Below are 15,594 nucleotides of genomic sequence, written 5' to 3'. Positions count from 1 at the left end.
AAGCCCTCCTAACCTAAAAGATAAGCTTACTTAATTACTATTGACTAGCAGCTTTCTTGGCATCTTTCTTTTCATCCTTTTGGATTTCTTTCATTACTTTCTTTCCAAAATCAGAATTAACAGCACCTTTACATCTGAAATCTAGATCAATGATGCCCATATTGGGTGAGGCTGGATCGGCTCTTAAGTCTTCCTTGGCTACCTCAATTCCATTGGCACTCTTCTCGGCGCAGAATTTCTCGGCATGTTGATAGGCGCGTAACTTAACCTTTGCTGTATCACCGCGAGAAACATTGATTGTATAAAGCCCATCACCTTTTGGCAAAACGCCAGTTGTGGTGGCGCACGCAGCAAGAATTAAACCTACTGAGACTATTGAAATGATTTTATGTGTGGATATATTCATTTTGACCCCTTTGAGATCTGGTTTTACTTGTACTTACTCTTTGATAAGAGCTTTTATGATTGTATGTTAGATTCCTCTTAATTTTTATATATAAATAAGGCAGCTTCAGAAGCTATGATTCTTCTAACTGGCGCCACTGGATACATTGGCTCGCATACCTGGATTGAGCTTTTAGAAGGCTCTTTTCAAGTTGTTGGGGTTGATAATCTCTCAAATTCAAGTCTTGATAGACTTGGTGAAGTATCAACGATTTCCAAGGGAGGCCCGATCTTTATCGAAGGAGATATTAGAGATAAGGGGTTGTTAACTAATATTTTCTCCAAATACCCCATAACCCATGTGATCCATCTTGCGGGACTTAAAGATGTTAGGGAATCCATGGTGAATGAGAAGCAGTATTTTGATGTAAATGTTGAAGGTCTCCGAAACTTACTCGAAGTTATGAGAGCCCATAATTGCTTCAAAATTATATTCAGCTCTTCTGCGGCTGTATATGGTCAGAGCGCCACATCCCCAATATCTGAAAAATCTATACCTGTTCCAACAAACTACTATGGAGAAACGAAGCTAGATGGGGAGAGATTGCTTGCTGAGGAATTTAATAAGATACCTGCAATAAATTCTGTAAGCTTGAGATATTTCAATGTTGCTGGAAGTCATCCATCTGGTTTGCTTTTTGATAGCGTGCTGACAACATCACATTCCTTGTTTTCTGAGATTGCAAAAGTTCTGATTGGTGAAAAGAGCTCATTATGTATATATGGAGATGATTGGGATACCAAGGATGGCACATGCATTAGAGATTATTTACATGTAGTTGATTTGGTGAAAGGACATTTGGCTGCCATGAAGCTTTTGGATAGTAGCGATGGGCTGTTTACAATAAATCTTGGATTAGGACATGGCCAAAGTGTCCGAGATGTAATTTCAAGTTATGAGCATGTTGTTGGAAAAAAAATACCTCAATGTATTGCCTCTAAAAGAATGGGTGATGTCGGGGTTAGTTTTGCTGATATTGATAGCGCTATTCAGCTCATTGAGTGGAGACCAACACATTCATTATCTGATATGTGTTTAGATAGTTATAGGGTATTAATGACGAGCGTTGAACTCACTAAAAGCACAAAAGCAATCAAGAGGAGTTAAATCTTAAGCGTTACTTTAAGTAACGCTTAGCCCCCTAAAGCCTTCCGCAAATAAGGATCAATATCCCCTTGAGTCAGTAGCCACTGCTTGTAGTCGCTAGGTACATCTGATAACAACATACCCTTATGTTTACCAAACGGCATGGTTGTTGGGGTTCTAGCCTTTTCAGACTCAGCATATAAATCTTCTACAGTTTGAATACCTAGCTCTTGGCAAATGTGATCAAGAATCACAGCGCAAATACCCACATCTGCAATAGCTGAATGAGCATTACGCAATTGCTCACGTGCTGTATCGCGTTCTAAGTAATACATAAGCGCACTTTGATTATGACTATCTAAGTCAGGCCAAAGCTTGCGAGCTAGGGCTAGCGTACAAATACGTTTGATTTCAGGTTTGCCGATAACTTCCCAGTCAAAGTCCACGTTATGCCCAATGATGTAGTCCACATGACCGGGCAATGTAAAGCTAGCTGCGGGTGGGCAATCTACCAATTCTTCATCCATGATGTGATGAGTAGCTAGTGCACCAAGGGTAATGGGTTTACCAGGGTTATAACGCTGTACAAATGGGTTGGTAACAGTAAAGGGCTCAATGGATTCAAGCTCAACCCAAGCAGCTTCTATTAATACGGGTTCTTTAATACCTGTAGCTTCGGTATCGAAAATAATGGTTTTGGACATGGGTAATTAGGGTTAGTAGTTATAGGTGTAATTATGAGCGTTACTTAAAGTAACGCTTAGAAAGTATCAGTATTGCGGCTCGCATAGTGCGTTTGTCTGACGAATTAATAAAGTTGGTTCTTATGGCTTAAATGGGGTTCTGAACCGCTAGCCCGGTTTTGCTCTCCTTGGCGTCTAGCAAAATCTAGCTTTTTCTCTAATTCGGGATCTCCGCTCCCAATAGGGCTAATGATGTTGCCTGGTAGAGGCTGTAGTGATTTTGGCATTGGCTTTACTGGAGCTTTAGCTAAAGTCTTTTGGACTGTCTTTGCATATTCCTGCTGACTCTTTTGTTGCTGGTTTTTTACTTGTATTGGAGATGGGGTCAATGGCTTAGGCTTTGGTAGTGGTTTTGGAGCTGCGGCATAAGGAGCTTTTTTAGGCTTGGGGATGGCTTTAGGCTTACTCACAGATTTAGCTTTGGGGATAGTTTTAGTAATCAGCTTAGGTTGATATGTAGGCTGTTGCCTCAACTGAATTTCAGCTTGCTGCCTAATCGTATGTAGAGCGCTATTAAGGATGTTCTGCAGTAGTGCTAGCTGATCCTCAGGGTCAATAATTTCATTCATTCTCACGCTATTCTCCTATTCATATATTTAGCGTGAGCGGACTTACTTATGAAAGTTATTTTTGGTATAGCTACTAACCTTTGCAATAGCAAGATCTAACTCTCCATCAAGAACTGCCACTTTCAATGTCTTTAGTGCTTGTACTAGAGCATCCTTATTAGCGCAAACAATGGCGTTACTGCCATCAGCCGCTAAGGGTAATACTTTGGAGCCGTATTTGACAGATAAATGAATAAGTCCATCAGGCGTAGTCCAGTGCCATTCTTTAATGCGTTTTACGCCTTCCACAGTCATGCGCTCACCAGTTTGTTTATTAATATAGGTGCGTAGTTTTTTGGGTGCATAAAGTTGCCCATTCATTTTTGCTTCACAAAGCTCTAGTTGTTCATGAATTTTGGCCACTAACTTATTACGTCTATGAACTATGGGGCTAGCTTTTAAAGACTTCTTACTATTAACTAGCTGTAAGCTACTAAGCGCTGTCATCTCTTACTCCTGTAGTGTTTGTATAGTTATTACAGTAACTTCAGAGATGAGAAATTCCTACCGAAAAAGGCCACAAAATAGGCCATATAAACCATTGAAATCCATGAAGAAATAAAAGATCGTTGGCGATTCATTGGTATAACTAAATAACTGTATGAAAAATTACACAAACTACAGAGCAGAAAGCGCTACCAACAAATGGCTCAAAACGCAGGGTATTAATCCTACTCGTTTTGTAAACCAAGATGTGCTGGTGTTGCAAGCACAGGCTAGGGCGAACAATTTATTAGGTGAACAGCTCCAGTATCTAAATACCGAGCAGATTAAAGGGCTAGAGCAATTTATCTATGCCGTAAATCACCCTAAAACGCATGTAAGCGTAAATCGGGATTTATGTTGCGTAGTGCTCAATTTAGGCAAGAAGGTAAACCGCAAGGCAATGAAGGCGCGCAGTACACAATAGGCTAGCAGTAATAAAACATAGGCAAGAACAGAGACCAGCCAACTCTTATAAAAAAGGTTAAAACACTGGGGGGTAATATGACGGCTAATGACCCCAGCCTTGGCATTGCTGCTCTAAAGGTGATGCATAACAAGGTGGCCGCAGGCTTCCTACCAGGCAAATCAATGCCAAAGTAGGTTCGAAGTTTCAATACATCAGTCTTCGGGAAAGTCTTTTAGAGTCGTGTTGCAAAGGTTCTCATCAGACCAATCTACACGCAGCGGCGGCGAATAGTACTTTTTTAAGTACTATAGCCGTCGTTTGACTTCAGGATCTATAGCCCAATCAAGTCATAAAACAAATAGATGCAGTCATGATTTTTTAGTAATATAGAACAAAGAAATGTGATGAGCGCGAGCGAAGAGCAGGCGAATGTAGTTCGCCTTATATTAACCAATAAGTTAACTACTTTAATAAGTATTAAATCAATCAATGATCAAACTCGATATTGCAATTAAAGCCCTTAAAAATTTAGATACATCCGCTTTTATGGAAATAGTTGCGTATCTAAATAAAGAACAAATCCAAGATTTAGCTTTGAAATGTAAAGCTATTTCTGCCAATATTTATATGAGTGGATCTTGGGTTGAGAAATCTAAGGCTGATTTAATTGATCCAGCAATTGGCTCGCTTATATATCAAGATGTGCCATATGAAAGCGAATTCGAAGGGGAACTTATTCAGCAGTACATCACTGAAAGTTTGCATTTAGCTTCGATAGTTTGCTTAGATCAAAATATTCAATATGATTTTGATGAAGACTATTTTGAATCAGGCAGTATGAAATTTGGACTTGATTATGAATACCCTGCAGACTTAGTTAAGATTAAGTCAACTTGTAAATATCAAAAATTATCCCTAAAAGATGATGAGATAGAAGAAGCAGGCCTTAGTGAATTTAAGTACACTCTGGATCAAGGCAAACATCCTAGTGAACTTTCAAGTGCCTCAATATTTGCAAATAGCATAGAAATACTATTCGACCATAAGAAGTCGATGAGATTCCCGCTCAAGGGTTCAAACTATTCATTGATATGGTTTTTATTTTCAGTTCTCTTTATGTCATCCAACAAAACTGTAGCTGAAATAAGTTTTGCAAATGGTAAAACTATCAAAGATTTTATTTGGGACAATTTTGGTATTTTTATTGAATGAGTATTTTTTCATTCGTTTTCCATATCCCACTTTCTATTACATTAGTGATTTACACCATGGTCTTTTATGAAAATTCCATAAGATAAAAAACCTCACAAAATTATAGAAATCATTAGTTCAGCTTGTAACCCTTTGAAATCCTAGAGATCAATAGCTCTGTGGCATTTTGACACTCTCGGTTGTCCATTCAATACATCAGGAAATATGCTTATAGATAAGTAATTAATACTTTTAGGAGCTATCTATATGGCGCAAGCAAAAACATTTAAATTCGAAGAATTACAACAAGTACTCAATTACGTGGAGTATTCAAAGCACGCACAGCGTAATCGCGCAATGTTTCTGCTTACGCATTGGGCTGGACTTAGAGTGGGTGAAGTTGCTGCGCTACGCATGTGCGACGTTTTAGACGCCAATTTGACGGTGAAAAGCGAGATTCGCTTAAGTGCTGAGCAGACTAAAGGTGCGATGGCTCGCACTGTATTTGTGAATGAGAAGCTCAGGGTTGAATTACAGGGTTATGCAGATACTCTAAAAACCAGAGATCCCCAGTGGGCCTTCTTTCCAACCCAGAAGTTTCCACGTAGAGGCTTTACTGCTAATACATTAACTCAGCATATGAATAGCATCTATAGGCAATGCCAAATAGCAGGGGCAACAAGTCACAGTGGACGTAGAAGCTTTATTACCAACCTAGCCAGTAAAGGCATCGGGGTAAGGGTGCTGATGAGTTTAGCGGGTCATCGCAATATCAGCACAACGCAAGCATATATCGATGTCAATGACGATATGAAGCGCAGAGCGGTAGAGCTCATTTAGTTTTGGCGGGTCTTCCCGCTTTACGGGTTGTAGATTCAAACTTAATGGCATGCCTACAAGGAGTATCAGTAGGGAAGAGCCCACGTGCGGCATTTTCAGCAATCAGCTCTGCTTTGTTAATGAGCTTGCTAGCCAGTATCCCCAATCGAACTTTCTTTTCAGATAAACTCAATTCATCTTTAATTGGGTTACCTTCATCGTCTAGCTCAATATGGTGGGCTGGCGACAGGGCCAACTGATTACCAATCAACCAAAGCGGATATCCCTTTTGGTGCATCTTTAGCGCTATAGTACCCAGCTTAACAGTAGGCTCACGCAACTTAGAGCGAACGAGTTCGTATGAAGGCTTCACTAATTTTGGTTTTGAGCCAACGAAGGTATTAGCCCTAACAATGGCGCTGATTTGTTTTAGTGCCATTTGTTTTGTTTGATTGGTTGGTATAGCTAGTACCAGACACTCTGGCTTACCCATGTCTTGCCACGTCTTTTGTGATTGAACAGCTGTCTTGCTATTAATAAGAGCGGAGTCATCAGAATTACCCGCGATAAATGTCTGGGGTTTAGCAGCTTTAATACCAAATAGCGCTACTCCACGACTGTTCCACCAGCGGCTTTCTGGAATACGCCAAACATCTCCAAAATCATCAAATGTTTTAACTATTTTGTTCCAGTCTTTAGGCGCATTGTTTGGAGTAACTTTTGAGCCTTTTCTAGCCAATTCGCAAACTAGCTTATAGCTAGGACTGAGCTTAAGGTAATCCACTAAAGCTTCATATCGCCAATCGCTAGCTGCAAATAAACCACTTTCTTCCCAGCTGCTGCCCTGAAGTTCAAAACGAGGTAATTTTTGTCTATTTGCCATATTTAAATATTACCAGAATAGTGTTTTATATACATGGTAATTTTTAATAAAGGTAATAAAGAATAAGCTACTTACATAGCAAATTCGCTATGTTTAAGGAGGAGTTAAAAATGCAATTAAGACAAGAAAACGTAAAAATTAATAAGCTGGTTGACTACTTTAGTGGGCAAAACTTACTGGATGTGAATACAACAATTATTAATTCTTTGGACAAGCGCGAAATACATATATATTCGCGTGCCATTGGAAAGGTTTTGAACAAAGAAACATTAAACAGAGATGATTTAAAGGTGCTGGATAAGATTGATGAACTTACTTACAAAAAGCATGATATGTGCTTAAAAGATTCTGCAGTAACAAAAGCACGTATTAAGGCTTGTAAAAAGTATGGCATGCAATTTATTGATCGAGATAGCTTGGCTAAGCATATGAATTTGATGAGTGACGGGCTTGTGTGCGATGAGGCAGAGTCTAAAAAACGTGAAAACAATGAAAAGCTGGGTTATTTTTTGTTAGATCGTTTAGGTGTCGATCGATTTAAGACGTTTGCTAATGCTATAGCTGCATTAACTATTTATAGGGCGTTAAGCAGGCAAGACATAGAAGTTCTCGCTGAGGCTGAGTCCATTGTGAAAAAAGAGCTTAATTGCTCAATATTGAGTGAGCCCGTGATGAACGCAATTGATGAGGCATGTAAGCGCCTAAAAGTTAGTTTTACATATTTCAGCAAGCAAACGATGCACTAACAGCAAATACAGCAAGCGTTACAACTTGTAACGCTTGCTTTTCTCACATAAGGAAAAATAAAATGAATACAACATTAATTGAAGCAGAAGTACGGCCTGCGACCAAATTGGTTATTTCTAAGACTTTAGTAGCGCAAGCAGATGACTTGGCCCTTGAGCACGAGCAATTTACTACGCACTATGTTATCGGTGGTCGATTGGCTTTATATGAGTTATTGTCAAAAATATTTGTCCTGTATAAATCTTTGGCAGTTGCTCCTGATAGAAAGGATTTATTGGGAAAGATGAAGCACAAGATGCTTCACACTTACAGAATTCGGGTTCAATCTAATAGCTCTGATGCAGGGATATTGGTTCGTTACATAACCCGTACAGATCGTAAAACAGCACATGTCTATGCCCGTGTAATCGAGGCAGCTATAGCTAATGAAATTTCAGTGGATGAATTTTGTGACTATATTCAACAAAGTGGTGGAATTGAGCAAATGCGTTCAATTGGGGCTGATCCAGTAGCAAGCGCGAAGAGGGAGCAGCTGGCTAAAGATAGTTTGGATATGGCATGGAAGTATTGTCAAGCGCGTGAAGAGTTACCTCTTGCACAGTTTGTTCTTAACAAGGACTTGTGCTACGAGAAAGATAGGCAAGTGACCTTTGAATATTTCGCCTGTATAAAGCAAAATGGAAGGCGCTATGTTCTTGCAAAGATTCCTGCTGATGCAGCATTTGAAGATCGCGCAATTAGGTTATTGGGTGATTATTTCAGCCTAAACTTTGATAAAGCAAAAGAGCAAATAACAAAATTTATTGATAAGTCTAAGGCAGCTCATAAGGAGCGAATTGCTAAAGAGATGCCTGGCTTAGCAAAGATTTTGGAGGGAAAGCAGAAAAAAATAAGTTAGCGATGTAGTACCAGTTGAGTAAAGCTTGAAACCTAGGAGACATTCTATGGAAAAAGACCGCTACACAAGAACTGAGATTTACGAAATGCTTTGGGTTGAGCCCACGACAAAAGTAGCTCAGTTACTGGGTATATCAGATGTGGGGCTCGGAAAGTGGTGCAAAGCCTATGGGGTGCCAAAACCTAAGCTTGGGTATTGGGCAAAAGTGCAGCATGGGGTGGAGGTTCCTGAAAGGGAACCTCTAGAGCCCTGGTGGAATGAACATGAACCATCGTTCACCGTAAATGCCATTGAGAAGGCAAAAATACTTGCTAGGGCCAATTTAGAAAAGTCAGCAACGCCTATTTGGGAGATATATAAAGGCAATAGATTTGATGCTGCTGTAGATAAAACATTTGAGAACTTTAATGTTGATAGTGTTTCTAAATTTGGTCGAACAGCATCTAAACAAGGCTTTGCTGTAGATGTATCACCTAAAAGTATAGGAAGGGTGAAAAGGGTCTTGCAAACCTTGGTAACTGAGCTTAAGAAGAGCGGTTATGACACGTTTGAATACAAGCGATATTCAAACCCAGAAGTCACTGGATTTATCAAAGATGATGAGAAGTATTCTGTCTCTTTATACGAAGCAAGTACAAAGCTTGATAAGCCAATTAAAAAGAAGAAAACTTGGTCTCACAACGGTACTAGTCATGACTACTATGAAACTATTGAATATGGATCAGGTGGAAAGTTAGAGCTTCATCTATCCCATGATGATCTTTACGGAAGAAGAACGATTAAAGATACATCTAGGGCTAGCTTAGAAAGTCAGCTAGGAAAGACTTTAGTTATTTTTGGCGAAATGGCTGTTGAAGCAAGGGCCGCCAGAGAGGAGCGAGAAAAGCGCGAACTTGAGCAGAAGATTCGAACTCAAAAAAGACTAGACAGAGCTTGGGCTATTAAAGTCAAAGAATGGAAGTGGGAGCAGTTAAGTGCTATTTCTCAAGAATGGGATCAATTGCAAAAGATTAGAAGATTCATTGTAGAGGTTCAATCTAATGAGAGTATTCGCAAGGCAAATGAAGACCATGAGAGTTGGTTAGCATGGGCAAAAGAGGAGGTCGATCAAAGAGACGCAATTAAGATGGCGGAGGAGGGTGAGCCTCTACCCGGGCAAGGTGAACCAGATCGGGAAGGTTTTAAAGTTGCCTATGACTGGGTTGATGAGTATGACGATGAAGAGGGTGAAGACGATGATTAGTAGCTCTAAACCACTTTGGAGCAACGAAGTGTTGGATGGTTGCTCCAAAAATCCTGTGGTTTCGAAAACCAAAGAGTGAGAAAGTGTTTGTTGTGATCTTGTTAATCTAGTCACACAAAAGCTCACACACCGATATTTAAGAGACGTAACCTCTTGAAATGCTAGAGGTTTTCTTTGGATATCTGCTCTCATAAGAAAGAAGCCCTAGGGGTCTTGTAACAAAGACCTCAATAGATTCAAGAGCTTAGTGGTGGATTAGGTAGTTAAAATTGCTTACACACCGCTTACACACCAGAGCAAAAACCGAGGTGTGTAGTAAATGCGGTTTTAGTGTGGTTTTGAAGTGGTAAACACCAGCAGTAAGGTGTGTAGTAAACGTAAAGTTTTAGGGCCTATAGCTCAGTTGGTTAGAGCAGAGGACTCATAGCGAAAGTTGTGCCTTATGCGTGGAAACTGCATAAGGGATGGTGTCAAATTCGGAGAAAGCTAAATGCAGCCAAAAGCTGCACAAGCTAACGCCGAGCCAAGCTTCAGCGTGAAAGTGCTGTTGAAGGTGTAGAGACTAGACGGCACCCATCTAAGTCGAGCAATCGATATGATGAAGGCATAGTCCAGGGAGTAGTGAAAGCTACACAAACCGGAATCCTTTGGTCCCAGGTTCAAGTCCTGGTGGGCCCACCAGAAAAGCAAACCCTCATCAGCAATGATGGGGGTTTTGTCTTTTAAGCGTTACCTTAAGTAACGCTCGCCTACTCTCATAACCAGAGAACCTAAACAGGACCTAAACGTCACAAAAGTTAGCTTTTGAGGCTAAAGGTGTGATTTGGTCATTTAAGCGTTACTTAAAGTAACGGTTGGTGTGCCAAAAAGTGTGTAGGCGATTACTGCACATTACCTATAGTGATGCTTTTGGATTCACACCAACAATGAGTTACTTGTAGAGGTTTATTAGAAAGATTTAATCTATATACCCTACGATCGTAGGGTATTAAATACAAGCCTCCTTCCTCAGACTAGAGGCTTACTCATTTAGTGTTTATATTCAAGAATGCGTAGAATTTGGTCTACTCCTTTCTTATTATTGATGGCGGTAGTTTGCCTACCAGTTGCCGCTAAGGGGCAAGACCAAACACGCTCTAAATTTGAAGGTTTTTATACTGATTTAGGCCTTGGATATCGCGATGTCAACACATCTTCTAGTTCTTCGTTGACGCTCAATGGGGCAGTGATTCCATCTAGCGTTAGTTCAGGTGGATCCAGTCATACTCTGGCAGTTCTCACTGCAGGTTATAACTTCAATATTGCGCAGAACTACTATTTTGGAATTGGCGCCAATATTTCTCCTTCTAATGGCCTCACACAACAACTCCAAATTCAGGCTTTAAATAAAAATACTACTGTGAGTGGAGTAACGTCCCTATATAACTACGGATTTTTTATTTCCCCTGGCCTTCAAATTGAGGATGGCTTGCTATACCTCAAGGTGGGCAAGCAGACGCAAGTAAATAATTCGAATACAGGCCCTAACTTCAGCGGCTACTTATTGGGCCTTGGTTATAAGCAGTTTGTATATGATTCAATTTATCTGTTTGGCGAGGCCAATTATTCGTCCTATGATGCTCAGACTACGACAAGAACGATTGTCTCTTCAGGTCGCACAATCAATGCATCTGTAACGACATCGGCGCAAACTACTAGGTTGCTTTTGGGTCTGGGGTATCAATTCTGATGCTTTATTCAAAAATTCATATAGACAAGTCTTAGAATGTCTCAGTACCTATCTTTCTATTACGCCTCACTAGCATTGATTCTGCTGTCAATGTTGATTTCAGGAATTCAGCTATCCAAAGGGGTTGAGCGAAACCAGAGTTTTTATTTCATGTCTATTGCCAGTTTTATTGGTTTTATAGGCGCAGGTTTAGTTGTCGTAGCCTATATATTCTTTGGCAATAATTTAGATCCGTATCGCTTTTTCGAAGAACTCCCACCCTCGCTTTTTAAGAAATTATTATTTTTAGGCTACTTTACCTTTGGCCTAGCAATGCTGTGTCAGCCCCTTTACTTTATGGCACTTCGAAAAAGAGTGTCAAAGAGGATTATCCTGGCTAGCGTAGGATGTGTAATCCTATTTTTCCTTACTTTTTTAGTTGTTGGACAAGGTGGAAACTATTTGGACCGCTCACTTGGTGCTCATATATTCATTCTTTGTCTTTTGGGCTGGATAGTGATAGAAGCTACCGCTAGTAGCAAAATATTTCCAACGATATGGCTCAATCTGATCCGCTCTGGAAGTGTCATATTCATTACTATTTTTCTTATGTGGATGGCATTTATCTTTGCGGTTAATCGCCAAGGTGTATTTTTGGGATTTACGATTGCTGAGATTTCACAGTTTGATGTTTCTGCTCGCTTTTTAAGAGGCGCTCTGTTTGTGTTTCTCCAGTTATTAATCCTAATGCACTGGATGGAGAATTTTTCCCATAACGCAATGAAGGTGAAGGCTAGGGATGCGCAGATTCAAAATCTACTTCAAGAAAAAGATATCTTGATTGAAAATTTATCTAATAAAAACGCTTTAGTAGAGACGGGCGCCTTATCGGCAGGCTTAGCCCATGAGTTCAATCAATTTTTGGCTAGAATCGAGCTCAATAGTGATGAGGTGATTGATAAAATAAATCGCCCCGATGTCAATCTAGAGGACCTGAAGTCTTCCATGAATAACATTCTCAAGGCTAATCATTCTGCAGCTAATCTTATTATTAGCCTAAAAAAACTATTTCAGTCTGGCAAGGATGCTGCTGCATCTATTAATTTAGATAAGCTCGTTGAGGACGTAGCATCTCTTTATGCCGACCGAGCTAGAAAATCGAAGATTCTGATCGAGTTAGATCTGCGCGCCTCAGAGCCTATCATCGTGTGGGACTCCTTGATGCGCCAAGTGGTGGCTAACCTAATCTCGAATGCAATTGAAGCGCTCGATTCGTTAGATAAAGAGAGAAAAATGATTCATATTGAAAGTAGATATGACGAGAAAGGGCGGTATCAACTTTGCGTTACCGATAATGGCTTGGGAATCAGGCTAGAACAGGCAGATAAATTGTTTAGCTTATTTGCAAGCTCTAAATCTTCTGGAACGGGGATTGGGCTTTGGTTGTCTCACTATATTGCCGAGCGCCATCAAGGCTCTTTGACATTTGAGAATCTGCCAAATCATGGCGGTGTCACTTTTTCCCTGGATATTCCTCCTGGTGAAAAGTCAGTTAGGGGGTAATGGAAGCGTGATGGCAATCTAACGCTATACCTTCCCTTCGTTCGCAGGGTATGTGCAACCGGGTTCATTGGTCATAATGTATTTCAATAGGTTCAAATGAATTAATCAAGCAGAAAATGAATTCGAAAAAATACATCTTTTTGGTGGAAGACGATGATGAGTTACGCTCTGATCTGGAGCGAGCTTTGCAGTTTTGCGGCTATACCATTTTCTCTTTTGCTAGTCCTGAACAATTTTTACTAGAATTTAAGCCTCTAGTGCCAGCAGTATTAATCACTGATATGCGCATGCCAAAGCAATCAGGCATTCAATTGCAGGCAGAGCTCATTGATAAAGGGCACAAGATCCCGATTATTTTTATTAGCGGTGAAAGCTCAGATGAGCAAATTGTCAAAGCCTTTAAAAATGGCGCGTTTGATTTCTTGCTAAAGCCCTTTAGCCGGGAAGCTTTCTTAAGTACGGTCGCTAGAGCCATCGAGCAAGATACCAATGCGATGCAGGAACTGATTCGCAAGTCTCAACTCACTGAGGCTCTCAAAACGCTATCACCGCGTGAACGTCAAGTCTTTGAGCTGTTGGCAAAAGGGTATGGCAATAAAGAGCTGGTAGATGAGTTAGGAATTTCACTACCAACCGTCAAAGAATACAAATCTGAAGTGATGTATAAGTTACGCCTTCGCTCACTTGCAGAGCTCATTGCGCTTAATACCAGTCTTTTGCATAGCTAAGAAGACAGTCTCGCGATATCTATATAGTTATATCGCCCCTTAATTCTTTGACTTCCCCCAAATCCCTACTTTCGTAGGGTTATCAAGATCACCTCTTGCAGAAATAATTCAATTCAGCGATGCCCACAGCAAGTAATTGCAAGGGCATCGACGTTCTGATAACGATTGAATAACCTGAGTCTCTAAATTAGATGAAGCCATTTCCACTTTGTATCCAAGCACTACTAAGAGCTTTCATTGCGTTGGTTGGTGTGGGGCTTAGCTCATGGGTATTGGCTCAGGCTGCTCCCGATGCAGGCGCACTACAAAACCAACTCGATTTGCAATTGCAGCGTGAGTCACAGGCTCCTTTGGTTCAGCCACCCAAGCCAGAGCAGACTCCGGTAGAAAAGAAAGGGCAGCAAATTGCAGTGTCACGTTTTGTCTTTGAAGGCAATACGCTATTCACTGCATCTGCGCTAGATCAAGTTGTAAAGCCTTGGACTGGTAAATCTGTCTATATTGGTGAGCTACAAGATGCTGCAGTAGCAGTTCAAGATTTTTATGCTGCTAAAGGTAGGATCGCCCAGGCAACATTACCCCCTCAAGAAATTAAAGATGGCGTAGTGCTGATCAAAATCTTAGAAGGTAAGATGGGTTCAGTGATTGTGGAGCCTGTCGACACTGCTGGTAAAACAAGGTCTCGTTTTTCAGAAGATCGCGCCAAAGCCTATATCACCCATGGTGTTGCCGGCGAAGTCTATATCAATACCAAACCGATTGAGCGTGCCATGTTGTTGCTAAATGAGACCCCGGGAGTTTCTGCAACCGGCGCTTTCGAGACTGGGAGTGATGCTGGTCTGAGTAATTTCAAGGTCAAGCTATCAGACACTCCTTGGTTTAGTGGGCAAGCAGCGCTCAGTAATTATGGCTCTGCTAGTACCGGCGCTACGCAAGCCCTTGCCAGTTTGAGTTTGAATAACCTATCAGGCATTGGTGATCAAGTGAACTTAAATGTGATTCAATCTCAAGGCTCTGGTTATGTGGTGGGTAACTATATTGCCCCCATTGGATATGATGGCTGGAAAGTGGGTGTGCAAAGTTCATATCTTCAATACATGACAGTGCCCAATTGGACTTCAACACCATCGGCAGGTTCTGCAGCGACATTCCAAGCAAATGCTACGTATGCATTACAGCGTAGTCAAGGCGGAAACTCGACAGCCAAGCTGAGCATTGAGAATCGCTCATACAACAACGTACAGACTAATCCCGTTAGTACGCTCAGTAGTTATCAAGTTACAGCCTCAAATGCCAGTATCAATGGTGATTTGGCGATGAGCGATGGTTCGATTGTTAATTATTCAGCCGGATATGTATTTGGCAATTTAGGTATTCGTGATTTAAGTCAGTCGCAAGCAGATCAAAATGGCGTAGGAACAGCAGGGCCCTATTCCAAGTGGACTTTTAGCTTGAGCCATGCGCAAGACCTCTCATTTTTGCCAGAAACTACGTGGACTAATTCAGTGTATGGGCAATTGGCCAGTAAGAACCTCAATTCCTCAGAGCAAATCTATCTAGGTGGTGCTTATGGAGTGCGCGCCTACCCTACATCCCAAGGTGGCGGCTCCCAAGGAGCAATTTTTTCAACAGAACTCATGCACCGTATTAATGAGAGCTGGCAAGTAGGAGCCTTTGGTGATTTAGGAATAGTGCAGCAGTACGTTAACCTTTATAAGGGCTGGCAAGGATTGACTAATGCCAATAACAATTACCAGCTAGGTGATGCAGGTTTTTCTGCTAAGTATTTTTATGAGAGGGCAGTAGTCAGTGCCTCTTTGGCCTTCAGGGTGGGTAACAACCCCTTATATAACTCGAGTGGTCAGCAGCTAAACGTCGATAACTCCTATAAAACAATGCAGGCCTGGGTCAGGGCAAGCATTCCGTTTTAAAAAATCACCCTCATACTATTGCGCATCAGCAATGCTGTCATGAGAGCAAAAGAAAAATTTCAACTCAGCACAAAAAATATTAAAAATATTTAGCAAAACCCTCCGATCG

General features: G+C 40.9%; 16 protein-coding genes. 11 read left to right on the top strand and 5 right to left on the bottom strand.

What is annotated here, in order from left to right; all coding sequences use genetic code 11:
- Positions 1-37 precede the first annotated feature (37 nt).
- Positions 38-406: a hypothetical protein gene (locus tag Pas1_RS07455; protein ID WP_112294918.1), complete on the bottom strand. Its 369-nt coding sequence runs from the start codon at positions 404-406 to the stop codon at positions 38-40.
- Between the two features lie 114 nt (positions 407-520).
- On the opposite strand from Pas1_RS07455, the gene galE reads away from it, so the two are divergent.
- Positions 521-1,552 (top strand): UDP-glucose 4-epimerase GalE, encoded by a 1,032-nt coding sequence (gene galE, locus Pas1_RS07450; RefSeq protein ID WP_112294917.1) that lies wholly within the window; start codon positions 521-523, stop codon positions 1,550-1,552.
- Between the two features lie 26 nt (positions 1,553-1,578).
- On the opposite strand, the gene Pas1_RS07445 is transcribed toward galE, so the two are convergent.
- The 3 genes from Pas1_RS07445 to Pas1_RS07435 form a co-directional block, all read right to left on the bottom strand.
- Positions 1,579-2,235: a putative quorum-sensing-regulated virulence factor gene (locus Pas1_RS07445; protein ID WP_112294916.1), complete on the bottom strand. Its 657-nt coding sequence runs from the start codon at positions 2,233-2,235 to the stop codon at positions 1,579-1,581.
- A 104-nt stretch (positions 2,236-2,339) separates the two neighbouring features.
- Complete coding sequence (locus tag Pas1_RS07440; protein ID WP_158525996.1) at positions 2,340-2,849, bottom strand: hypothetical protein; 510 nt, start codon at positions 2,847-2,849, stop codon at positions 2,340-2,342.
- A 36-nt stretch (positions 2,850-2,885) separates the two neighbouring features.
- Positions 2,886-3,329, bottom strand: a complete 444-nt coding sequence (locus tag Pas1_RS07435; protein ID WP_112294914.1) for a DUF6641 family protein — start codon at positions 3,327-3,329, stop codon at positions 2,886-2,888.
- Positions 3,330-3,483: 154 nt separating this feature from the next.
- On the opposite strand from Pas1_RS07435, the gene Pas1_RS07430 reads away from it, so the two are divergent.
- The 3 genes from Pas1_RS07430 to Pas1_RS07420 all read left to right on the top strand — a co-directional run bounded on the left by Pas1_RS07430 (position 3,484) and on the right by Pas1_RS07420 (position 5,805).
- Entirely contained in the window at positions 3,484-3,792 is a 309-nt protein-coding gene (locus Pas1_RS07430) for a hypothetical protein (protein WP_112294913.1), read from the top strand.
- A gap of 471 nt (positions 3,793-4,263) precedes the next feature.
- Positions 4,264-4,986: a hypothetical protein gene (locus Pas1_RS07425; RefSeq protein WP_112294912.1), complete on the top strand. Its 723-nt coding sequence runs from the start codon at positions 4,264-4,266 to the stop codon at positions 4,984-4,986.
- Positions 4,987-5,232: 246 nt separating this feature from the next.
- The gene (locus tag Pas1_RS07420) at positions 5,233-5,805 is read left to right on the top strand and encodes a tyrosine-type recombinase/integrase (RefSeq protein WP_112294911.1); all 573 of its coding nucleotides are present in this window, start codon (positions 5,233-5,235) and stop codon (positions 5,803-5,805) included.
- On the opposite strand, the gene Pas1_RS07415 is transcribed toward Pas1_RS07420, so the two are convergent.
- Positions 5,798-6,667 (bottom strand): hypothetical protein, encoded by an 870-nt coding sequence (locus Pas1_RS07415; protein ID WP_112294910.1) that lies wholly within the window; start codon positions 6,665-6,667, stop codon positions 5,798-5,800. The genes Pas1_RS07420 and Pas1_RS07415 overlap by 8 nt on opposite strands.
- A gap of 110 nt (positions 6,668-6,777) precedes the next feature.
- Between Pas1_RS07415 and Pas1_RS07410 the strand changes: the two genes are divergently transcribed.
- The 7 genes from Pas1_RS07410 (at position 6,778) to Pas1_RS07380 (ending at position 15,485) form a co-directional block, all read left to right on the top strand.
- Complete coding sequence (locus tag Pas1_RS07410; RefSeq protein WP_136625607.1) at positions 6,778-7,413, top strand: hypothetical protein; 636 nt, start codon at positions 6,778-6,780, stop codon at positions 7,411-7,413.
- 62 nt (positions 7,414-7,475) lie between these two features.
- Positions 7,476-8,312 (top strand): hypothetical protein, encoded by an 837-nt coding sequence (locus Pas1_RS07405; RefSeq protein WP_112294908.1) that lies wholly within the window; start codon positions 7,476-7,478, stop codon positions 8,310-8,312.
- Between the two features lie 46 nt (positions 8,313-8,358).
- Positions 8,359-9,555, top strand: coding sequence for a hypothetical protein (locus Pas1_RS07400; RefSeq protein ID WP_112294907.1), 1,197 nt, complete (start codon positions 8,359-8,361; stop codon positions 9,553-9,555).
- Positions 9,556-10,603: 1,048 nt separating this feature from the next.
- Positions 10,604-11,284, top strand: coding sequence for an outer membrane beta-barrel protein (locus Pas1_RS07395; protein ID WP_112294906.1), 681 nt, complete (start codon positions 10,604-10,606; stop codon positions 11,282-11,284).
- A 36-nt stretch (positions 11,285-11,320) separates the two neighbouring features.
- On the top strand, positions 11,321-12,826 hold the full coding sequence (locus Pas1_RS07390) for a sensor histidine kinase (RefSeq protein ID WP_112294905.1): 1,506 nt from the start codon (positions 11,321-11,323) through the stop codon (positions 12,824-12,826).
- 116 nt (positions 12,827-12,942) lie between these two features.
- Entirely contained in the window at positions 12,943-13,554 is a 612-nt protein-coding gene (locus tag Pas1_RS07385) for a response regulator transcription factor (protein WP_112294904.1), read from the top strand.
- Between the two features lie 191 nt (positions 13,555-13,745).
- Positions 13,746-15,485, top strand: coding sequence for a ShlB/FhaC/HecB family hemolysin secretion/activation protein (locus Pas1_RS07380; protein WP_112294903.1), 1,740 nt, complete (start codon positions 13,746-13,748; stop codon positions 15,483-15,485).
- Positions 15,486-15,594: the final 109 nt, after the last annotated feature.

Source organism: Polynucleobacter paneuropaeus, assembly GCF_003261235.1.
In the GTDB taxonomy this organism is placed as follows: domain Bacteria; phylum Pseudomonadota; class Gammaproteobacteria; order Burkholderiales; family Burkholderiaceae; genus Polynucleobacter; species Polynucleobacter paneuropaeus.
The sequence above is the reverse complement of the archived record's forward strand: the minus strand, read 5'-3'. Positions and strand labels throughout refer to the sequence as shown.